20 protein-coding genes and 1 other annotated feature are annotated in these 21,399 nt (G+C 37.6%); of the genes, 11 read left to right on the top strand and 9 right to left on the bottom strand.

All coding sequences use genetic code 11. The features are described 5' to 3' along the window. Entirely contained in the window at positions 1-1,215 is a 1,215-nt protein-coding gene (locus tag ACIQ7T_RS13490; RefSeq protein ID WP_402870945.1) for a metallophosphoesterase family protein, read from the bottom strand. Positions 1,216-1,564: 349 nt separating this feature from the next. Between ACIQ7T_RS13490 and ACIQ7T_RS13485 the strand changes: the two genes are divergently transcribed. Beyond that, positions 1,565-1,750 (top strand): YhzD family protein, encoded by a 186-nt coding sequence (locus tag ACIQ7T_RS13485; RefSeq protein WP_370080917.1) that lies wholly within the window; start codon positions 1,565-1,567, stop codon positions 1,748-1,750. Between the two features lie 153 nt (positions 1,751-1,903). Here the strand turns inward: ACIQ7T_RS13485 and ACIQ7T_RS13480 are convergent, their stop codons facing one another. After that, on the bottom strand, positions 1,904-2,686 hold the full coding sequence (locus ACIQ7T_RS13480) for an enoyl-CoA hydratase (RefSeq protein WP_402870941.1): 783 nt from the start codon (positions 2,684-2,686) through the stop codon (positions 1,904-1,906). 137 nt (positions 2,687-2,823) lie between these two features. On the opposite strand from ACIQ7T_RS13480, the gene trhO reads away from it, so the two are divergent. Then, positions 2,824-3,795, top strand: a complete 972-nt coding sequence (gene trhO, locus ACIQ7T_RS13475) for an oxygen-dependent tRNA uridine(34) hydroxylase TrhO (protein WP_402870938.1) — start codon at positions 2,824-2,826, stop codon at positions 3,793-3,795. Positions 3,796-3,856: 61 nt separating this feature from the next. Here trhO and ACIQ7T_RS13470 read toward each other — a convergent pair whose 3' ends face one another. Together ACIQ7T_RS13470 and ACIQ7T_RS13465 are read right to left on the bottom strand one after the other, a co-directional pair. Further along, on the bottom strand, positions 3,857-4,054 hold the full coding sequence (locus ACIQ7T_RS13470; RefSeq protein WP_370080923.1) for a hypothetical protein: 198 nt from the start codon (positions 4,052-4,054) through the stop codon (positions 3,857-3,859). A gap of 182 nt (positions 4,055-4,236) precedes the next feature. Beyond that, entirely contained in the window at positions 4,237-5,889 is a 1,653-nt protein-coding gene (locus ACIQ7T_RS13465; protein WP_402870935.1) for an FAD-binding dehydrogenase, read from the bottom strand. Positions 5,890-6,297: 408 nt separating this feature from the next. After that, positions 6,298-6,536, top strand: a binding site (T-box leader). A 162-nt stretch (positions 6,537-6,698) separates the two neighbouring features. Here ACIQ7T_RS13465 and serA point away from each other — a divergent pair. The 8 genes from serA (at position 6,699) to ACIQ7T_RS13425 (ending at position 14,567) form a co-directional block, all read left to right on the top strand. Beyond that, positions 6,699-8,306 (top strand): phosphoglycerate dehydrogenase, encoded by a 1,608-nt coding sequence (gene serA / locus ACIQ7T_RS13460; protein WP_370080927.1) that lies wholly within the window; start codon positions 6,699-6,701, stop codon positions 8,304-8,306. Between the two features lie 153 nt (positions 8,307-8,459). Beyond that, positions 8,460-9,047 carry an RNA polymerase sigma factor gene (locus tag ACIQ7T_RS13455; protein ID WP_402870933.1) on the top strand — a complete coding sequence of 196 codons (588 nt, stop codon included), beginning with the start codon at positions 8,460-8,462 and terminating at the stop codon, positions 9,045-9,047. After that, positions 9,007-9,765 (top strand): hypothetical protein, encoded by a 759-nt coding sequence (locus ACIQ7T_RS13450; RefSeq protein ID WP_402870931.1) that lies wholly within the window; start codon positions 9,007-9,009, stop codon positions 9,763-9,765. The genes ACIQ7T_RS13455 and ACIQ7T_RS13450 overlap by 41 nt, the downstream gene beginning before the upstream one ends. Beyond that, positions 9,759-10,640, top strand: a complete 882-nt coding sequence (locus ACIQ7T_RS13445; RefSeq protein WP_402870928.1) for an ABC transporter ATP-binding protein — start codon at positions 9,759-9,761, stop codon at positions 10,638-10,640. Before ACIQ7T_RS13450 ends, ACIQ7T_RS13445 begins: the two co-directional genes overlap by 7 nt. Then, positions 10,637-11,872, top strand: a complete 1,236-nt coding sequence (locus ACIQ7T_RS13440) for an ABC-2 transporter permease (RefSeq protein ID WP_370080935.1) — start codon at positions 10,637-10,639, stop codon at positions 11,870-11,872. Before ACIQ7T_RS13445 ends, ACIQ7T_RS13440 begins: the two co-directional genes overlap by 4 nt. Before the next feature lies 1 nt (position 11,873). Beyond that, a complete protein-coding gene (locus ACIQ7T_RS13435; RefSeq protein ID WP_402870924.1) occupies positions 11,874-13,004 on the top strand; it encodes an ABC transporter permease in 1,131 nt (376 codons plus the stop codon). A gap of 146 nt (positions 13,005-13,150) precedes the next feature. Next, complete coding sequence (locus tag ACIQ7T_RS13430; protein ID WP_370080939.1) at positions 13,151-13,648, top strand: RNA polymerase sigma factor; 498 nt, start codon at positions 13,151-13,153, stop codon at positions 13,646-13,648. Beyond that, the gene (locus ACIQ7T_RS13425; RefSeq protein WP_370080941.1) at positions 13,635-14,567 is read left to right on the top strand and encodes a hypothetical protein; all 933 of its coding nucleotides are present in this window, start codon (positions 13,635-13,637) and stop codon (positions 14,565-14,567) included. The genes ACIQ7T_RS13430 and ACIQ7T_RS13425 overlap by 14 nt, the downstream gene beginning before the upstream one ends. Positions 14,568-14,854: 287 nt before the next feature. Here ACIQ7T_RS13425 and ACIQ7T_RS13420 read toward each other — a convergent pair whose 3' ends face one another. The 5 genes from ACIQ7T_RS13420 to ACIQ7T_RS13400 all read right to left on the bottom strand — a co-directional run bounded on the left by ACIQ7T_RS13420 (position 14,855) and on the right by ACIQ7T_RS13400 (position 20,101). After that, positions 14,855-15,643 carry an HAD family hydrolase gene (locus tag ACIQ7T_RS13420; protein WP_370080943.1) on the bottom strand — a complete coding sequence of 263 codons (789 nt, stop codon included), beginning with the start codon at positions 15,641-15,643 and terminating at the stop codon, positions 14,855-14,857. A gap of 298 nt (positions 15,644-15,941) precedes the next feature. Next, positions 15,942-16,190, bottom strand: coding sequence for a DUF3006 domain-containing protein (locus ACIQ7T_RS13415; RefSeq protein ID WP_370080945.1), 249 nt, complete (start codon positions 16,188-16,190; stop codon positions 15,942-15,944). Then, positions 16,177-17,376: an MBL fold metallo-hydrolase gene (locus ACIQ7T_RS13410; RefSeq protein ID WP_402870920.1), complete on the bottom strand. Its 1,200-nt coding sequence runs from the start codon at positions 17,374-17,376 to the stop codon at positions 16,177-16,179. The genes ACIQ7T_RS13415 and ACIQ7T_RS13410 overlap by 14 nt, the downstream gene beginning before the upstream one ends. Before the next feature lie 238 nt (positions 17,377-17,614). Continuing rightward, on the bottom strand, positions 17,615-18,961 hold the full coding sequence (locus ACIQ7T_RS13405) for a GntP family permease (RefSeq protein ID WP_402870918.1): 1,347 nt from the start codon (positions 18,959-18,961) through the stop codon (positions 17,615-17,617). Then, positions 18,962-20,101 carry a glycerate kinase gene (locus ACIQ7T_RS13400; protein WP_370080951.1) on the bottom strand — a complete coding sequence of 380 codons (1,140 nt, stop codon included), beginning with the start codon at positions 20,099-20,101 and terminating at the stop codon, positions 18,962-18,964. A gap of 98 nt (positions 20,102-20,199) precedes the next feature. On the opposite strand from ACIQ7T_RS13400, the gene ACIQ7T_RS13395 reads away from it, so the two are divergent. Beyond that, positions 20,200-21,324, top strand: coding sequence for a CdaR family transcriptional regulator (locus ACIQ7T_RS13395; protein WP_402871021.1), 1,125 nt, complete (start codon positions 20,200-20,202; stop codon positions 21,322-21,324). Positions 21,325-21,399: the final 75 nt, after the last annotated feature.

Here is a 21,399-nt window from a genome sequence, read left to right as displayed (position 1 = left end):
TCACACCCTTTGAATTTCTTCTGCTAATAATTCTTGCGCGTTGTGCATTAAATTTTTAATGTCCTGTTCTGTTAAAGGCTCGATCAGTCTTGCACCACCAGCATGTTGGTATAGTTCCTTTAAAATATCCTTCCATTCAGAAATGTCCCATTGCTCCATTAGATTCATAACCGATTCAGTCGCAGCAGTATGCTCATACAATACTGATGATTGATGTAACACAAGCTTTTGTACCCAGCACATCGGTTCAATCCCATCCTCAGCTTCTCGAATTGTTTCTAGCCATGCATCAACTGTAGCATGTTCAAATAAAGATTGTGATTGTTCATCTATATTTTTCAAATGCAGTTCAACAACAGATGCCCCATACTCTTGACGATTAAGCATCAGTGCTTCCTCACATTTTTTTAGGAGTTCATTTGCATGAAACACATTCGTACAATCCATCTCTACCGTGTTATAAACAACAGCAGATGTCGGTACAAATTCCAAATCAGTAGAGGTTTGTGACAAGGTTACGTCATAGAAGCCCTTTATCCCCTGCTCTTTCCGATGTCGGCTTTGAATATTGCCTGGATAAACAATCGGTGGATTTTGATGTAAAAGTTGTCGTTTATGAATATGCCCTAAAGCCCAGTAATGATAGTTTTTTTCAAGAAGTTGATCTTTTGTGAACGGTGCATAAACAGCATGTGTGGTATCACTAGCCTCACTACCATGAAGCATACCAATATGAATAGCATGCTCGTCCTGTGCAATAGGATAACTATCAATCATTGATTTCGTTATATGACGGTCACTATAGCTGAAACCATAAATATTAACTTGCTGACCACGTATTTTTAATTGCACAACACTTGTTTCAGCTGGTAATTCATAAACGTTGCTCGGTAAAGCAAAGCGGGTCCAAGCACCATTTAAGTGATCGTGATTACCATAACTTAAAATGACCGGGATATTATGCTGAAAGAGTTTCTCCATAGCTTCTTGAAATCGTCTTTGTGCCTGCAGGCTACGATTTTCACCATCATATATATCACCGACAATCAGTAAAAAATCAGGTTTCTCCTGAATAGCTTTTTGAATAATTTTATCAAAAGCTTCAAAAGTACTTGTTCGAATCTTTTTGAAATTTTGCTCTGGTAAACCAAATAAGCCCTTAAATGGACTATCTAAATGTAAATCCGCCATATGGAAAAAACGAATTGCTGACATCCAATCACCTCAAGTAATAAATAATCTATACCTTGTCGTCATTCTTTCATCACTCGCAGTGCAGTAATTAATTCAGTACATCGGAATTGCTACTTCAATAATTTACTAACTGCTATTTGTCTCATTTCTATAATGAGACATTCGTGAATCACGCCGAAACCGAATATTTGTTCTATTTTATCATACTTCCCGCTAGTTGAGAAATGTATTCAAAGAATGTTCATTATTAGTATTGCCTCAAATTTTCCACAACTTTCATAATTTATCGAAATTTTCGCTAGTTTTACCGTGAAGTTTATAAATCTTCTATGTATAATAGATATATATTTAAGTAAAGGGTGGGGTTTGTATGGAGAATTATCGTTTTACAGCTTTTGAAAAAACTGGGGAAACGTTGTTTGATGAAACATGGACTTTCGAAAACGATGAGACTGCAAAAATCAGCGGTCTACAGCAGATCGAAGAAAAAGGTGTTGCCAACAAAACTCATCGCCTTGTTAACTCTTCGGGTAAATTAATCTTATTTCATGTCTAAAAATGGCTAGTAAAAGGCACGTAGTACACCTTACTACGTGCCTTTAGGCCTACATGATGTTGGTCACTCAGTCGTTGCCACAGGACGTGGCGTTCTTAGACTGAGTTCCTCTATATCAACGGGTGTTTGGACACCCAATGAAAGAGGTTACATTTATTTTCCTACAAAGGCAGGTGCTCTTTTCTCTACAAACGCATGGATTCCCTCTAAATGATCGGCCGTTTTACGCATCGCTGCTTGCCCAGCTGCTTCCATCGATAAAATACTCTCTAATTGCGGTAAATTTTGAGCATGGAGAATTTTTTTAGTCGTAATCATCGAGGCAATTGGAGAAGCAAGCATTTTTCCAATTAGTTGGTCAGTAATCGCAAAAACAGTTCCTTCTGGTGCAACGTAGTCAATTAACCCTTCATCATGCGCTTCCGATGCAGTTAATACCTTACCTTCCCAAATCATTTGTTTAGCTTTGACAGTACCCACACGTTCCTTCATAAAGAAATGACCGCCACCATCAGGGATGAGTCCTATACCTATGAAATTCATAGCGAGCTTACTATTTTCACATGCCACAACGATGTCAGCCCCTAACGCTAGACTAAAGCCTAATCCAGCTGACGCTCCATGAACTGCCGCAATGACGATCATTGGTAGCTGATAATATGCCTTGACAATACGTGTTAAATAAACCATTGCATCATTTATTTCAAGTGGCTTATTTGAATCTAGCATCGCTTTAATATCGCCACCTGCAGAAAATACTTTTCCTTCCCCGCGAATAACGAGAACTTGTATTTCTTGCTCTTGATGTAGCGCTTCAAAGCATTCTGCTAGTTCACGCATCATCACATCATCCATGGCGTTCATGGCATGTGGTCGATTTAATGTTAATGTTGCGCGGCGATCTAATTTTTCTAATGTAATTGTTGAAAATTCCATCCCAACACCCCCAAATATGAATAGTCATTCACTATAACTATTCGTGTTTTTTTAGAAAACTCCTTCTCTCCTACGCAAAATAGCACTTGATATGCTATATTTAAGGACGAATATTGATTTAAAGGTGGTTAATAATTGTGACACAGAAAGACTATCGTGTATTACTTTATTATAAATATATAGCTATTGAAGACCCTGTAGCATTCGCAGAGGAACATTTAGCAGTTTGTAAAGAAATCGGGCTTCTTGGTCGTATTTTAGTTGGATATGAGGGCATTAATGGAACGGTTTCAGGTACAGTCGAGCAAACTGATGCTTACATGAATCATATGAAGGCAGACCCTCGTTTTAGCGATATTATGTGGAAAATTGATGAAGTTGAAGGGCATGCCTTTAAAAAAATGCATGTGCGCCCTCGTAAAGAGGTTGTACACCTTGGTTTGAACGATGATATCAATCCTTTAGAAATAACAGGTGATTATTTATCTCCAAAGGAATTTATGGAACGTATGCAGGAGGATAATACGGTAGTTATTGATGCTCGTAATGATTATGAATATGACCTCGGACATTTCCGTGGTGCGGTGCGTCCAGATATTGAAAACTTCCGTGATCTACCAGCTTGGATGGAGGCTCATAAAGAAGATTTTGCTGATAAGAAAATTTTAACTTACTGCACAGGTGGTATTCGCTGCGAAAAATTCTCTGGCTGGTTAAAACGTGAAGGCTATGGAGAAAGTGTTGGTCAGTTACACGGTGGAATTGCCACGTATGCCAAAGACCCTGAAGTAAAAGGTCAACTATGGGATGGACAAATGTTTGTCTTTGATCGACGTCGTAGTGTACCGATTAATCAGGTGGAACATGTGATTGTCGGCAAGGATTTTTTCACTGGTGCACCGACAGAACGTTATACAAACTGCGCAAACCCTGAATGCCATAAATTAATGCTTTGCGAGGAAAAGCATGAGGCTTTCTATATGCGTAGCTGTTCAGACGAATGCCGCCGCGCAGAACGCAACTTTTTTGTTGAAGAGAATGGTTGGACAAAAGAGCAGATTGAGGAACAAATCGCGAAAATCGCTGAAGTTCAAAATCCTTCTTTATAAGTAAAAGGAGCATCATCCATTTGTGGTGATGCTCTTTCATATCCCAAAATATTTTAATATTTTACACTGGATCATCATCGAAAATTGGAGATAGCATTTTTAAACATAGTTGATTGGAGTGGAGGCTGGGCGACTCCTTGGGGATCAGCGATTTAGAGGAACGAAGGCTAAAACCATCACGTCCTGTGATAACGCCTTCGTGACCAACATCCTGTTGGCCCGAGACCCTGGAGCGAGCAACGCGAGTGAAGCGGCTCATCGGACGCCCCCAGGAAGCTCTGCTCTGCGCGAAAGCGAAGCGTCAGCGGCAAAGCGCCCAGCCGGAACGGAAATCAACCCCACGTTCGATGAGAGAAGTACTCTTTTTCGCCTGAGTAATCGTACATTTAAGCGAGCATTTCCCTCTCTCTAGAGCTTGCTAAATCTCACTTAAATTTGTCTTCATTCCTCTCTAGCCAAGTAACGCCCTACCTGTCTGCCACTAAATAAACAACCACCAACAAATGTCCCTTCTAAAGCACGGTAACCGTGTACACCGCCACCGCCAAAACCACTAACTTCCCCAGCTGCAAATAAACCCGGTATAGGCTGACTATCAATTCCTAACACTGCACCATTCAAATTTGTCTGTAAGCCTCCTAATGTTTTACGCGTTAAAATATTTAAACGTACCGCAATAAGTGGCCAATTGTGGGGATCTAATATTTTATGGGGCTTCGCAACGCGCACAAATTTATCACCAACATAGTTTCTTGCGCCATGAATAGCATTAACCTGTAAGTCCTTTGTAAATTTATTGTCCATTTCACGATCCCTTGCTAAAATTTGTTCTTTTATTTTGATAAAATCAAGAAGATCATTGCCAGCCAACTTGTTCATCCCTTCAACTAACTCTTTTAAATCATTAGCAATCACAAAATCCTCACCATGATTTTTAAATGCCTGAATTGGACCCGGTGCTCCTGGCAAAACACGTTTCAGAACATCACTAATACTTTTATTTGTTAAATCAGGGTTTTGTTCAGAGCCTGATAATGCAAATTCTTTTTCAATAATTTTTTCAGTTAAAATAAACCACGAATAATCATAACCTGTTTTTTGAATTGCCTCTAATGTGCTTAACGTATCGAAACCCGGAAAATTTGGTGCTCCAAATCGATTGCCTTCTGCATCAAACCATAATGATGAAGGGCCAGGCAAAATTCGAATGCCGTGATTTGGCCAAATAGGGTCCCAATTTTTCAAGCCTTCTGTATAATGCCACATGCGGTCTCGATTAACGATACGTCCCCCCGCATGCTCAGTAATTTCTAACATTCTGCCATCTACATAAGCAGGGACACCACTGACCATATTTTTTGGTGGTGTACCAAGTCGAGCAGGCCAATTTTTTCTGATTAAATCAAAATTTGCCCCTATCCCACCGCTCGCCACAATAACCGCTCCCGCTTCATAAGAAAATTCGCCAATCCCTAGCCTAGAGCTTTTTTCACCGCGAATTGCATAGCTTTCAGCCAACACAGTTCCACTAATCCCTGTAATCCTGCCGTCTTGTTGAATAAACTCATCTACACGATGTCTTGGTTTAAAATCTATATATCCATCCTTTATGGCCTTTTTCACTTTTTCAGCAAAAGGCTTTACAATGCCTGGTCCAGTTCCCCAAACAATATGAAATCTAGGAACTGAATTTCCGTGGCCGCCTGCTAATGATCCACCACGTTCTGCCCAACCGACGACAGGGAAAAACTTAATACCTATAGACTTTAACCAACTATATTTTTCACCAGCTGCAAAATCTACATAAGCCTTGGCCCATTTATACGCCCACGAATCTTCATCCTCCAAGCGATCAAAGCCAGCCGTTCCTTGCCAATCTTGCCATGCAAGTTCTTTACTATCCTTAATACCAAGCCTTCTTTGCTCTGGTGAATTTACTAAAAATATACCGCCAAAGGACCAGAATGCCTGTCCTCCCATTGAATTTTCAGGTTCTTGATCTACTAAAACAATTTTTTTCTTTGCATCCGCTAACTCACAGGCAGCTACTAATCCTGCCAGTCCTGCACCGACAATTGCTACATCATACATCATTCTATACCCCCTAAAAATCAATCTTTCATTACTTACATTCTTCTCTAAAGGATCGTTTACCTTCTACACATTATAAATTTGACGAAATTGTGACAAGAAAAAAATGTTCGCTTTCTTCCACTAAACCAAGAAAGTTTCCATTCACGTAGTCCATTTAATCCCAATATATTTCCGTATAATTTTCGACCTCAAATATTTGTTAAACGCCCATGTAATCTGACTTAGCATCTATCGGTAGCGCTTTCATTGTCCTTTCCGAAAAGACGAACGATAATCGAATGAAAATAGTATAAAGTTCGTTTTTAGTTACTTTTCAGACTTTTAAAGTCAAGTTTTTTAATCTTTTTCAGAAATATTGTTGACAAAGGTGAACAATAAGGATTATGATGTTAACAAATTTAATCACACGAAAATATAACGACGGAGACATGCTAGTCGCAAGAAAATCCAAAGAGAGCTGATGGTTGGTGTAAATCAGCGATTTCTACGATAATAGTTCCACTCCTGAATAGATAAGCCGAACATCTCCAAAGTAAGCTTATCCGTCACATGCACGTTACGCATATAGCTAAGACTGCTAGAAATCTTTCAAGCAGTGATTAAGGGTGGTACCGCGAACCAAATTTATTCAGCCTTTCGCCCCTTACAACACAATCTTTGTGTTTGTAAGGCGCGGAAGGCTTTTTTATTGTTTTTTATTCTAGAAAGGAGATTGTTTGCATGCTGTAAGATATTTAGTTTTACAAATTTCAGACTGTTTCGTATATAAAGAACACTAAAAAATTTTTATTAAAAGGAGCTAATTACAAATGACTACTGCAACTAAAACAATTAACGTATTTATCGCTGACCCACTAAGTGAAGATGGTATTTTCCCACTACGACAAGAACAAGATTTAGACTTAAATATCATTGTTGATACTGGTCTTGCACCAGAAGAATTAATCGCAAAAATTGCGGATGTAGATGTTTTACTAGTACGTTCTCAAACAACGGTAACACGTGAAGTAATTGAAGCGGCTAAAAACTTAAAACTTATCGGTCGTGCTGGAGTAGGTGTAGACAACATTGATCTAACTGCTGCAACTGAACATGGCATTATCGTCGTGAATGCACCAGACGGTAACACGAACTCTGCTGCTGAGCACACTATTGCCATGATGACTTCACTTGCTCGTCACATCCCACAAGCATTCAATACACTTAAAAACGGTAAATGGGATCGTAAATCTTATGTTGGGGTTGAGCTTAAAAATAAAACGCTAGGTGTTGTAGGCTTCGGTCGTATCGGTGTTGAAGTTGCTTATCGTGCAAAAGGTCAACGCATGAACGTTATGGCATACGATCCATTCCTAACAGATGAACGCGCTAAAGAGTTAGGGGTAACAAAATCAACAGTTGAAGAAATTTGTGCAGCTGCAGATTTCATTACAGTACACACACCACTTCTTCCTGAAACACGCAACCTTATTAACAAAGAAAAATTCGCTATGATGAAAGACGGCGTGCGAATCATCAACTGTGCACGTGGCGGTATTATCAATGAGGATGATTTATACGATGCAATCGTAGAAGGTAAAGTAGCAGGTGCTGCTCTTGACGTATTCGTATCTGAGCCAGCAACAGATCACAAGCTACTTACTTTACCACAAGTAATCGCAACACCTCACTTAGGTGCATCTACAATTGAAGCACAAGAGTCTGTAGCTGTGGACGTTTCAAACGACATCATTAAATTCTATAAAACAGGTACTGTAACTAACCCAGTAAACATGCCATCTATTCCTAAAGAGTTACTTGCACAAGTCGAGCCTTTCTTTGAATTAGCTGAAAAACTAGGTTCATTCTTATCTCAACTTACAACTGAGCCTGTAAAAGAAATCAACTTATCTTATGCTGGTGAAGTAGCAAATTATGATGTACGTCCATTAACGTCAAACGCTTTAAAAGGCTTATTAGCTAAAAACCACGGTAATCATGTGAATGACGTAAATGCTCGCTACTTATCTGAACGTATCGGTATGAAAATTAATGAGCATAAAACTACAACTGCTAAAGGCTTCACTAGCTTAATTACAATTGAAATTAAAACAGTGAACGAAACACACACAGTTGCTGGTACATTATTAAATGGTTTAGGTGCACGTATTGTTAAAGTTGAAGACTATGTTGTTGACGTTATTCCACAAGGTCACCTTCTTTACATTAAAAATACTGACAAACCAGGTGCGATCGGCCGTGTAGCAACAAAGCTAGCAGAAAAAGATGTGAACATCGCAACAATGCAAGTTGGTCGTGCACAAGTTGGCGGTACAGCTGTCATGATGCTAACAATTGACAATACTGTAACAGAAGAAGATCTAACATTCGTTGCAAAGCTTGAAAATATTGATGAAGTAAAAGCGATTAACCTATAATATTGATAATTTAATATATTGTATTAAATGACCTGAGTTCAACAGCTCAGGTCATTTTTTATTCACCTCGCAAAAAAATTTTATAAAAATCAAAACTATTTAAAAGAACTTTACGAATATATAAATGAGGCGATGAAAGTGATGTGATAATGGATGGATTTTGAAAGCCGATGGATAAGGCGTGTGCAGCAATCAGCTCATGAAGAGAGTGCTAATTTACTTGTTAAAAAATATTATAAAGAAATTTTCTCATTTGTTTATAAGCAAGTTTTGGACGAACAATTAGCTTTAGATTTGACACAGGAAATTTTCATACGCATGCTGCAGGCTATTACTAACTTTAATAAGAAGAAAGCCGCTTTTCGCACATGGCTTTATCGTATAGCTTCCAATCATTGCATCGATTATTTTCGCTCGAAATCGTATCAAGCTGGCCAGCTAACAAACTATGTAGAGGATCTTGAACTTATCGATGCAGTAGATATAGTAAATTACCTTATTAAAAAGGAAGATTTAGAGGAAGTAAATCTTTTACTTTATAAGTATGAAGTACAGACCCAGCAAATTCTTCGTTACAAACTGTTTTTAGAGCTGACTTTTCAAGAGATTGCAGGGCTTTTGAATTTGTCAGAATCGACGGTCAAGACAAGATATTATGCAGTGTTAAAAAAACTTAGAGAGGAAATGGAGGCTAACTTAAATGGAAAACAAAAAATGGGCAATTCCGTATCCAACAGATGAAGAGATTGAACAGCAAGTTGCTTCTATTATCAAGCAAGGACTACCAGTAAAACAAACCTTCATACATTTATTGCTTGACTTAAAGCGTCAAATTGGCTGGAAATATGTTTTCCTTAGCTATGGTGAGGCATTGTTTAGCGGACTTATAACGTTAATGATCTTCGGCTATATATGGCTAATAGCTGATGACATAGCAACGGAGTCTTTTATGTTGAATGGTATGTTCTTTATGCTCTCACCACTTGTTTTCCTAAGCTTAACAGCATATGCATATTATCAAAAACGGTCGAATAATACGTTTGAATTAGAAATGACGATGAAGTATACGGTCTTTCAGTTACTCGTATGCCGCATGCTTTTCTTTAGTGGAATAGCTATTTTAGTTAATATGTCATTTATCTTAATCTTATCATTTAAGGTGGAGATTGATATATTCCGACTGTTACTTCTATCTTTAACAGGGTTATTTCTATTCTCAACAGGCTTACTATTATCACTTTACAATGGACAGGTCTTCAATCGAAGCTTGGTATTTATCATAGCTTGGATATTAGGAAATACACTTTTACTTTTAACAGTAGGTCAACAGTATGCACGAATTTTAGACAACTTACCGATTGCAGTGTACAGTGTCTTACTTATTGGAGTACTAGCACTATACCTTTATTCATTTAAACGTTTAATGACAAAAAATCAGGAGGGAGTTTTTGAATGTTAGTCGTACAAGATGTAGGAAAAAAGTACGGGGATTTTACAGCATTGCATAATATAAATTTACAGTTTGACAATGGTATATACGGTTTACTCGCTCCAAATGGTGCTGGTAAGACAACTCTTATCAAAATGCTTGTAACATTGATTAGTCCAACAACTGGCGACATTTTTTATCAAGGACAACCTATTCAAATGCTTGGTCAATCATATCGTGAGCATGTTGGCTATTTACCTCAGCATTTTGGTTATTACAAACATTCTACACCAAAGCAATATTTAAGTTATTTGGCAACATTAAAAGGGATGGACAAGCAAACCGTAGCCAGTCGAATTGATGAAGTACTCGATATGGTAGCACTTAGTGATGTGAAGAATAAAAAAATGCGAAAATTTTCAGGTGGGATGATTCAACGGGTTGGCATTGCACAGGCACTTTTAAGTGATCCCAAAATAATAGTGCTTGATGAACCAACAGCAGGGCTTGACCCAAAGGAACGTGCTCGCTTTAGACATTTGTTGTCAGAGCTTGCGCGTAACCGAATTATTATCATTTCGACCCATATTGTATCAGACATCGAATCTATTGCGAATGAAATTATCATGATAAAAAACAACGTCATTTCTTATAAAGATTCTGTTGCTAATATTTGCGCAACACTCTCAGGAAAAGTGTTTGAAACAACAATGACGTATGAGGACTTTACCGAATTCCGTAAAAGTTATGTGACACTGGCAGAAAAGCAAGAGCAAGGAAAGATGATTGTACGCTTTGTCGCTGATGAAAAAGCAGAATCATTCTGGAAGTCAGTTGAACCACAGCTCGAGGATGTATTTCTAGTGGAATATGCACATGAAAATACAAGTGGTGGTAACACATGAATATTACTTGGCTTGAAATGAAAAAAGCATTATTTTCACCAACCATTTTAATACTACTCGTGTTGTTTTCTATTTTTAATATTTTCACGATTATTAGTAATTCCTATGTAAGAGACGAATTAAAAATAGCAAATGACATTATTAAAAAGTACGGTGAAACCTTTAATGATGAAATCTTGAGTAAAATGCAGAAAGACTTGAATGCAGATGTTAAAAAACGTAATCCACAGTTTCAAGATGCCAATGTTTTTATCAATTCCATGAATGATGAAAAATATCAAAATTCTACTTTAGCTGAGCAACATGAAATTGATCGAATACATTTGATGCAATTATATATTAATCTTGGAAAGAGTTTAGATGAACGTTACGCTAAGCTTAATATCGAGACACTAAAGGAAGGAACAATTGCTGATTTCGGCTTAACAAACTGGGCGGCTGGCTTTGTATCGAGGGAATTCGATAAATTAAATAATCGCTTCACAGAAATGAAGGAAACTAAAGAATATAATAAGTGGTTTTTTGCAAGTGACTATCGAATGCATAGTGAATTATTTAAAAATCTTATAAAGAAAATCGCTATGGAAGGTGTAATACTAGTCGTACTTCTCACAGCTCTTATTACAAATTTTGAATTTGAACATCGAACACAGCTTGTAACATACGCAACGAAAAAAGGACGTCTATTGATGCGGCATAAACTAATAGCAAGCCTTTTAACGACTCTCCTTACCTTATTGCCGCTGTTCGGAATATCATTAATAACCTTTTTCATGGTATATGATTATTCTGGCGTTTGGACAGCACCTATTACCAGTGGCTTGAACTGGGAATATACGTGGCCACATATAACATGGTGGCCAATTGAGCTCTGGAAGTATTTATTATTAACAATTACTATACTTGTTATCACTTTACTTATTATCTCGCTCCTTACATTTTGCATAAGTACATTTTTAAGAAATAGTTATCTCTCTTGGATACTCTGTATATTAATTCTTGTGAGTATGTTTGTTGTACCTATGTTCTTCAGTGGTATGCCTACGTTATTGCTACTTATGCATTTTAATTTAACACTACTTTTACTCAATCCCCATATGTATTTTTCAGGTGTGTCCAATTTGATGATGTTTGAATATCATGAGGTTTGGACTTTAGTTTTATGGTGTCTCATTAGTTTACTTTGTGTAACATACGTACTCAGACGATTTAATAGAAAGGATATTGTGTAATATGCAGCTATTTTGGATGGAAATGAGGAAAATATTTTCGTGGAAGATTGTAGCGTTAATTGTATTTGTGAATGTACTTCTCTATTGGCTAGTGTTTGAGTTTAATATAACCTACTTTCCCAATGGTCGTCCTGCGGGAGATACATTTGCGATTGAGCAGCAACTGATTCCAAAGTATGGGGCAGAAATAGACGAAAAAGAATATAAAGAAATAGTAGCCATGTACGAGCAGGAGAAAAAGAAGGCAGATACATTTTTAGAACATGATCCGAAAGCTGTGGCGTTAGGTATTACAACATATGAAGCATTTAGTGATCCGGAGAATGAACAGCAGTCAGAGTATTTTAATGCTATTACTTTTCACAGCGAAGAGGATTTTCCATGGGTACTGCAAGCATGGGAACATTTAATTGAAAGTTACCAACACCATGAAATATCACTTCAAGCAGAAATGGAACGCACATCCGGGGCACATCAGCAGCGCTTTAAGCAGTTATTGAATGACAGAAAGCATACGATATACTCTAACATTGTATTAGACAATTTCCAGAGAATTGCACAAAATTTATCTATTATTATCTTATTCAGCATCTCAATTCTGCTATCTCCTATTTATCTTAGGGACAAGGTAACATCTATTATTCCATTGCAATATACATCGAAAAAAGGACGAAGAATATTTTGGATAAAATGGCTTGCAGGGCTCGTCAGTGCAGTGTTTATAACAATTGTATTAATGATTATTTATTTAACTATGTATGCAACAAATAACACTTCTTCCCATTTCGACTTACCATTGTCTTCATTTTGCTGGGACTATTACTGGTACGATATGACGTTTTTCCAATATATCATTTTATCAATCGTGGCAATCTTTATAGCAGCTGTATTCTTAGGTATATTATCGATGGCAATTTCAACATTTGCTCGTAATACAATTGCATTGATTGGTATTCAGATTATTGTTATGTTCGGCATGATTGCTGGTGTCACGAATTATATGATTTCAGACATCATTTCGATTTGGCATCCAAAGTGGTTAACACCGATAGGATACATTTTCCTCATCGGTCTTACAATAATACTTACATTTTATGCTTGGCGACGTGAATCACGTAAAGATATTGTATAAACCTTGCTACTTTGCTACTGCTGAATTTTAATGCAAAATAAAAATAGCGTACTTTGCCATTTACGGCAAGTACGTTTTTTTTATTTTTTGGTAAAATGATACTTTTCAGAAAGTCACTCGTCTTTAAGAGAAAGGAGGTGCACATTTTGACGATTGAAGAGCTGTTTTACTTACATAATCAAACTATTTTTAAATACCTATATTACTTACTCAATGATGAGAAATTAGCGGAGGATTTCACACAAGAGACATTTGCCCGCTATTTAAAATATCAGCAGACAATCAAAGAAGATGCAGAGCTCGCTTGGCTTAGGAGTACTGCACGTAATCTAGCTTACGATCATTACCGCCGGAAAAGACTTATTCAATTTGTACCATTTTTAAACGTCCATGAAGAACTTGAGCTAACTTCACCACACCAATGGCTCATCCAGCAAGAAGATGCAAAGTCACTTTATCTTGCAATTAGTAGACTTAAGCTCACCTATCGAGATGTCATTATTTTACGTAAAATCGAGGGTTTATCCATTCAGGAAACTTGTGATGTTCTAGGCTGGAATGAAGGAAAAGTAAAAAACACATTAAAACGTGCACTTGTCGCATTGAAAAAGCAGCTTGGAGGTGAATTTGATGAAGAACAATGAGGAATCCTGGCAACATTTACGCGATCTCAAATTAACTAAGCAGCAGCAGGAAAAAATACTGCACAATATTACTACACCTACTACAATAGAAAAACGACCAATTAAAAAGTCTTGGAAAATTCCTGCAGTGTCCTTGCTATTTATCACAGTTCTTTCTATTTTAATGTTGTCCTTTATCCAAGGACCGGCTAACTCTCTACTGACAACAGATACAAACAAAACAATTGCTAAAGTCTATGTACACAGTAATGAAAACAAAGAAACTTTTATTGCAAAAGCTTCATGCCTTTATGTACCTCAGGAATGCTATACAAATAAGCAACTTTTAAGTCAGCTACAAGAACAAATGGGACATGCACCTTCCGTTGCAGTAACAGCTCAACAGTGGGAAGCTAATGGTTACTTTAAACCTCAAGATGTGTTGATTGTCTATTCTGATGGAACTCAAGAGAAATGGAAGGTGCTTAATAATGATACTTTCTTTAATGTCGTAACAAAACAAGCAATTCAATTCGACAATGCATTTAATTCATTTGAATACTACTATGATGATAAACGTTCAATCAAGATTATTTTTGGAAATATCTTTGTCTTGCTTATGCATTTCACACTATGGCTTGCAAAAAAAAGAATGCCTCATATTGAACGACGTTTTGTTGCGGCTACAGTTGAACATGCAATAGCCAACGCTATTATGCTAGTCTTGTTTGCAGGTATTTTATTTGCTATCTATTTACTAATGCATTCCATACACACTACGATTATATATGGCTTATTTACGCTCTACTCTATTATGCAAATTTATTATCGTAAAAAAGCAGGTGAGCCTCGAGGTTACCTAGTAGCAAGTGCCGTTGTTCAACTATGTATTGCATTAGCTTTTTCATTGCTATATCTTGCATATTATATACACTACTAGCTGTTCAATAAGTTATTGGACAGCTTTTTTCACAAAAAAAGTATCCCAGAACATTTCTGAGATACCACCTCCGAATCAGGCCAACGCTAGCCCTCACTTCAACGCTATACAAATATTTTTCGCTTCCGTGAAGAATTCTAAGCTATGGTGACCGCCTTCACGCCCTATGCCAGAGAGTGGCGACTTCTGCGGGATGAGCTTGCGCTAAAAGCCCCATTGGACCGTAGTAACTTTTGTCCGACAAGCAAAAAATGTACTGATCCTTTGATGAATCAGTACATTTTTGCTTATAGCTTATTTACAAGTTCTAATAATGCAGTTAAAGAATCAACCTCATATGTTGGAGTGACAACGCCATTCGGTACATTATTTTCACGATTTATCCAAACGTTGCGCATACCAACACGGGATGAGCCTAAAATATCAGTATTTAAGTTATCTCCAACCATGATTGCATCATCTGCAGTAATACCTGCTTTCTCCATTACATGTTCGAAAATAGAGGCATCTGGTTTCCCTTTACCAAAGTCTCCAGAGATGATAATATGGTCAAAATATGGCGCGATTTCTGGTGTTATTTCTAGCTTTAAATTTTGTAAACTTGGTGCTCCATTTGTCAGTAATACGAGTTGATACTTTCCTTTCAGCTTATCTAGCACATCAAAAGTATCTTCATATAAGAATGGTGATACTTTTCGCTCTGCGACAAAGCGCTCCCCTAGCTCCGCCCCTAGTTGTGCATCATCAATGCCAAGAGCTGCTAAACCTTTTGTCCATGCTTCTGTACGATAGCCTGGTACGATATTTTTCATTTTTTGGAAAGAATCTGTTGGATCATCAAATGTTCCCCAAAGTCCTTCGAATGGGTTAATGCCGATTAACACCGTATAATCATATGTTTCATAGCCTTCGTAAAGTACACGTGCTTCTTTACGCACAGATTCCTCTAGCTCAGCTGGATTTACATTATGTATAGTTGCTGCATATTCACACGTTTTCTCAAATGCTGTTTTGACGGATTTTTTATCCCATAATAGCGTATCGTCTAAATCAAAAATAATTGTGTTAATTGACATTGTGTCAGCTCCTAGCTTCCTATTAGTATAATTATTTTAGCATATATTCAAAATATTTAGCATAGCGTTTTAGGCTTTTCTCATCCCATAACGTACGGTTGATTTCCGTTGCGGCTGGGCACTTTGTTGCTGTCGCTTCGCTTTCGCGCAGAGCAGAGCTTCCTGGGGGCGTCCGATGAGCCCCAAGGAGTCGCCCAGCCTCCACTCCAATCAACATATTACATGGTATCCATTTTAACAAATGCCATCCGCCACTTTTATTGATTAGCCTAATCCTAGCCTATTCTTCATTCTATAACTATTGATTTTTCTTACGTAATCTATCCATTAAGCTTTGTATTTCGGCCCTTTTCTGCTCAGTTTCTTCTTTTAAAATTTCAATTTGATAGATGCCATCAATTTCTTCAATTAGCACGCGATCACCAACCTGTACTGGTTTATTCATGGCAGACTGTAAAATGATTAACTGTTCCTCTTCCTCTGGGTACTTCAAAAAAACTGCATATCCATCTTCAATACGGTCTAAGGTGTATTTAGTCGAGTTCACTAACGATATCCCCTTTCGCATTACGTAATTGCGCAGCATCCCCATCATTCAGCCAAATCTGTTTCTTTGTCCATTTTAAATAGTTTTGACCGTCTCGTGCATTTGAGCCACTTGTGACATAAATCGTTTTCCCTGGCTGCAATGTCACATTGGGAAAGTTAAAAACTTGATTCCCTTCAATCGATATAAGCTGCCAATCTTTTAAGGACACTGCTTCTTTACCATTATTTTTAATGCCTACAACTTCTTCTATTAAGTCCTTACTAACAATCTCAACACTTGTACTAGTTGTTGCTGGTGCTGAGGCACTTGTTTGTGGTGTTGAGACACTTGGTGGAGACCATTCCTTCGAATTCACGTCATAGTCTACCCCATCTGTTGATACGATAACAGTTCCCGCTTCTGCAGTAGAGTAAATTTCACTGCCAATTGCTTGTAATCGCTCAACTACTTCAGCATGAGGATGACCGTACTTATTGCCCTCTCCATAGCTTAAAATTGTCACTTCAGGATGTACTTTCTGAATGAACTCCGCAGAGCTACTCGTGTTAGAGCCATGATGACCTGCCTTTAAGATCGTTGCTTTCACATCGTCCTGCATCATCTCTTTTTCTAACGCTACTCCCGCGTCGGCTGTTAATAAAAATGATACATTACCATAAGCAAGCTTTAAGACAATGGAAGCATCATTATTATCTGTTGCATTTTCATTGGCGTTTAACACCTTCACATTAATATCATCATCAAACGCTATACTATCACCTGTTTTTGGAACATTATAAGGAATATTCTTCGTATCAATAAGTGTCAGCATCTCTTCAAAGGTTTGAGATGTATGTACCTTCCCTGAATCATAAAATTGTCCGATATCTATCGAATTTAACACAGGAATTAAACCACCAATATGGTCTGCATCAGGATGGGTAGCGACCACTATATCGAGCTTGTTCACGCCAAGCTCCTTCAAATAAGAAACAACCTTTTGACCAGCACCTTTAACGCCCCCATCAACAAGCATTGTCTTGCCGTTTGGTGATTCAATAAAAATCGAATCTCCTTGTCCTACATCAATAAAATGTACACGCATTTCATGTCCTGCAGTGACGGATACTTTCTCCGTATTTAATGTCTCCGTACAGCCTGCTAATAAAAAAATACAAAGGAGCACTACTATTAATTTTTTCATTTACTAACTTCCTTTCTATTTTTCTATTATACAAAAAAGAGAGCTACCCATGGGCTGCTCTCTATGTCTAATCAATTATGCCTCGGCACAATTGCGTTCAGATTCGGTTTTGTACTTGCACATTGAGATACCCGCTGAAAATTAATTTAAAATCTGATTCATCTCACCACCTAAAGAGATGGGAGATTTCTATATCTGTCGCTTTTGCTTTCGTTATATAAAAAATTGCTGAAAGAAGTTAAACTAAAATCCACCATAAGATCATTGTTACGACAATAGTGACTAGCCCTTGTAGTAAGGTTGCAACTGTTTGCGCTTTGTATGCTTGTGTCACTTCCATTCCGCTATACTGTGTAATCACCCAGAAGAAACTATCATTGACATGGCTAACTGTCATTGCCCCAGCACCTATCGCCATGACTACTAATGCTAACGGTATCGCTCCTCCAATTCCAAGTGTGGCTAGCATTGGTGCTACAAGTGTAGATGTAATAACAAGTGCTGTCGTTGAAGACCCCTGAGCTGTTTTCAATGCTGCTGCTACGATAAATGGCACAATGAGGAATAGGCTTCCTGAAGCAAACATGCCTAAATCCATTTCTTGCAGCATTTCACCAACACCAGCATTTTTTATTACTGTACCAAATGAACCACCTGCTCCAGTAATTAATAAAATAGGAGCTGCTTCTTTTAAACTTTCACCAATCCAACCAGTTAACGTATTTTCACTAATTTCTGGTAATAACAAAGATGCTGCTAAGACACCTAAAAATAAAGCAACTGTTGGAGATCCTAGAAATCTGAAAATCGCATTTAATGTTGATTCTGGATCACCAACTAATGCAGCAATCGAACCAATACCAATTAATACGATAGGTAGTACAATAGGTAAAAATGCTTTAAACGTTGATGGCATTTTACCAAAAGATTTTATGACTTCCTCATAATCTAATGCTTCTACTTCATCTTCTGGTACGCGAATTTTTGTCGCTACTTTCACCGACCATAAATACCCTACAAATGTTGCTGGAATCGCTACTATCAACCCGATAACAATAACTGTTCCTAAATAATCTGATGCACCGATATTTCCAGCTGCTGCAATTGGCCCTGGTGTTGGCGGTACTAATACATGAGTAGCGAAAAGCCCTGTCGCTAAAGCTACAGCCATCGAGGCAATTGTTACATTAGCACGCTTAGCTAAAGATTTCTGTAAGCTCGATAAAATAATAAAGCCTGAATCACAAAAGACTGGGATAGAGACGATATAACCGATTAATGACATTGCTAATTGAGGACGCTTTGGACCAACAACTCGTAATACCACTTCTGCCATTCGATAAGCGGCCCCTGATTTTTCTAATATTAAACCAATTATTGTACCTGCTATAATAACTAAACCGATGCTTGTCATTAACCCACCAAAGCCGGTGTTAATGCTTTCAACCACTGTTAATAAAGGCATACCCGAAACAATTCCAACAAAGAATGCGCTTATTAATAATGCCAAAAATGGATGAAGCTTTAACTTTGCTGTTCCAAATACAACAAACAATACCCCTATTAAAATAATGATGAACAACATTTACTCATCCCCCATTTGTACGTAATACTCAAATATCCTTTTTGTTTTTAGACGAATAAATTCATAAGGCTTTTGCATTGCCTGCTGAACACTAATCTTCTCATCTACTAATGACTCAACAACATTAAAGTAGTTTAGTAGCGCAGGTTTATCAATTTCATCAATAGCCCCTGACAACAAAATAGCCTGTGCATTTGCTAATTTTGCTACCTTCGCTACCCCTAAAGGCGCCTTTCCATGCAATGTTTGACAATCTGATTTGCCTTCACCTGTAATAACAAACCCAGCACCTTCTAAATGTTTTTTTAGCTGCACTGCATCAATTACAATATCAATACCCGCATGAAAACTACCGTTTAAAAAGGCTACTAATGCACCTCCCATTCCCCCTGCCGCACCCGCCCCTTTGAAGTCATGTAGTCGAATGCAAAACTGTTTTTCAATAATATCTGCAAACCGCTTTAGACAGCTATCAAAATAAGCTATTTGATGCTCCTTCACACCTTTTTGAGGTCCAAAAATAGCCGTTGCCCCACGATCTCCAATTAGTGGATTGTCTACATCACATGCAATAATAAATTGCGTTTCATTCAATCGAGCATCTAGCTGACTAGCATCAATTAAAGCTAAATCTAATAGTGATGACACCCCCTCGGAAATTAAAGTGCCGTCTTCTTTTTTTAATTGGAGTCCAAGTGCCTTTAACATACCTACACCAGCATCATTTGTAGCACTGCCGCCAATTCCGATAATAAACTTTCTAAATCCTGCATCAAGAGCAGCCTTTATAAGCTGTCCCGTTCCATATGTTGATGCAAGTTCAGGATTTTTTTCGTTGTCCTGTAACAGCATAATACCGGATGCTTGAGCCATTTCAATTACACATGTTTCATTATCACCAAGTACACCATATCTTGCTTCAATCTCTCTCCCCAATGGGTCAAGTACATATTGTGAAATATATCGACCATCCGTTGAGGCGATAAGTGATACTAGTGTACCTTCTCCACCGTCTGCAACGGGGAGAATAATTGTTTCAATCGATTGATCAACGTCCATGATTCCTGCCTGCATTGCATTAGCCACCTCGATGGCCGATAAAGTGCCCTTATAGGAATCTGGACTAATAACGACTTTCATTTTATACCTCCATAGTTCTTTCTGTAACACAATTAAGTTAAGCGCTTACATTTATTATAATGACAATAAATTCAGAAAACATTATAATGAATGTATAAATTAGCTGTAATATAACAGATGTTTATTATGCGAGGTGTATAAACATATTAACGAAAAAATTAGCAGAAGATATCGTACATCAAACAATGTTACGATTACGTCGCAACATTAATGTCATTAGTCCAACCGGTGTCATTTTAGCTTCTGGCGATAAAATGAGAGTTGAGAATATTCATGAAGGCGCACTCTATGTTGCCAAAAACAAGGAGACGCTTATTATTAATGAGGACAATATAGACCAGTATCCAAACACTAGGCCTGGCATTAATATGCCTATCATGTATCAGGATGATGTCATTGGTGTTATTGGGATTACAGGGGATTCTGAGGACATACTAGAAATCGCCAACCTTGTCCAATTAACGACAGAAATCATGGCACATCAAGCCATTATCGAATCAAAAAGTGAATGGCATAGAAAAAATAATGACTACATATTTGAAGCACTAGTTCATGGTAGCAAGCTAGATGCGGCATTACAGGAACGGATCCATAAGCTGCCATTTCCACTAGTAGCACCTTTTCAAATCCTACTAGTAAGCTTAGATGAACCCTTATACACAGAGAATAGCATCCCTTTCTTTCTAGAAGATCTATTTTATAAGCAGCCTATACTTTCAGGTTATAGTCAGCTACATGAATACTATATTCTGTTAACAAGTTGTGAGGACAATACACAGCAGCAAATAATGAAGGCATTGCGAAAAAAGCAACAAAAACTACATTCCTTACAAATCGGAGTTGGTCCAACCGTCCAACATTTATCTCAGTTACCTCATAGCTATCATGGTGCTAAAACGGCACTAAAGTTTGCCTTGATTAATAAAGAAATCACTTATTTTGAAGATATAGAGTTATTCTCTCTTTTTAAAAATCAAGATTCGGAGGCGATTCGAGCATTCCATCAACGTGTTCTCAAAAGCATGAATGCAAAGCAACTTGAAACATTACAAGCTTTTTTTAATTGTAATTTACAGCTTAAGCTCTGCTCCCAACAGTTAAATATTCATCGCCATACGCTCACCTATAGACTAAATAAAATTAGAGAGCTAACAGGCTACGATCCTCAATATTTTGAAGATGCTGTTATATTAAAAATGGCGTGTGATTTAAGAAAATTATAACGAGATTTTATCGGAATGTTTTTTAATTTTATCGGAACATTTTGTGGTTTTATCTTTATCGAAACATTATCGCGA

Origin of the sequence: Lysinibacillus sp. NPDC096212 (assembly GCF_044763105.1) — a bacterium.
Classification (GTDB): Bacteria; Bacillota; Bacilli; order Bacillales_A; family Planococcaceae; genus Lysinibacillus.
The sequence above is the reverse complement of the archived record's forward strand: the minus strand, read 5'-3'. Positions and strand labels throughout refer to the sequence as shown.

Coding starts and splice junctions, on each gene's coding strand:
- ACIQ7T_RS13490 (WP_402870945.1), bottom strand. CDS start 1,215: ATGTCAGCAATTCGTTTTTTCCATATGGCGGATTTACATTTAGATAGT.
- ACIQ7T_RS13485 (WP_370080917.1), top strand. CDS start 1,565: ATGGAGAATTATCGTTTTACAGCTTTTGAAAAAACTGGGGAAACGTTG.
- ACIQ7T_RS13480 (WP_402870941.1), bottom strand. CDS start 2,686: ATGGAATTTTCAACAATTACATTAGAAAAATTAGATCGCCGCGCAACA.
- ACIQ7T_RS13470 (WP_370080923.1), bottom strand. CDS start 4,054: ATGAGCCGCTTCACTCGCGTTGCTCGCTCCAGGGTCTCGGGCCAACAG.
- ACIQ7T_RS13465 (WP_402870935.1), bottom strand. CDS start 5,889: ATGATGTATGATGTAGCAATTGTCGGTGCAGGACTGGCAGGATTAGTA.
- serA (WP_370080927.1), top strand. CDS start 6,699: ATGACTACTGCAACTAAAACAATTAACGTATTTATCGCTGACCCACTA.
- ACIQ7T_RS13455 (WP_402870933.1), top strand. CDS start 8,460: ATGGATTTTGAAAGCCGATGGATAAGGCGTGTGCAGCAATCAGCTCAT.
- ACIQ7T_RS13450 (WP_402870931.1), top strand. CDS start 9,007: ATGGAAAACAAAAAATGGGCAATTCCGTATCCAACAGATGAAGAGATT.
- ACIQ7T_RS13445 (WP_402870928.1), top strand. CDS start 9,759: ATGTTAGTCGTACAAGATGTAGGAAAAAAGTACGGGGATTTTACAGCA.
- ACIQ7T_RS13440 (WP_370080935.1), top strand. CDS start 10,637: ATGAATATTACTTGGCTTGAAATGAAAAAAGCATTATTTTCACCAACC.
- ACIQ7T_RS13435 (WP_402870924.1), top strand. CDS start 11,874: ATGCAGCTATTTTGGATGGAAATGAGGAAAATATTTTCGTGGAAGATT.
- ACIQ7T_RS13425 (WP_370080941.1), top strand. CDS start 13,635: ATGAAGAACAATGAGGAATCCTGGCAACATTTACGCGATCTCAAATTA.
- ACIQ7T_RS13420 (WP_370080943.1), bottom strand. CDS start 15,643: ATGTCAATTAACACAATTATTTTTGATTTAGACGATACGCTATTATGG.
- ACIQ7T_RS13410 (WP_402870920.1), bottom strand. CDS start 17,376: ATGAAAAAATTAATAGTAGTGCTCCTTTGTATTTTTTTATTAGCAGGC.
- ACIQ7T_RS13405 (WP_402870918.1), bottom strand. CDS start 18,961: ATGTTGTTCATCATTATTTTAATAGGGGTATTGTTTGTTGTATTTGGA.
- ACIQ7T_RS13400 (WP_370080951.1), bottom strand. CDS start 20,101: ATGAAAGTCGTTATTAGTCCAGATTCCTATAAGGGCACTTTATCGGCC.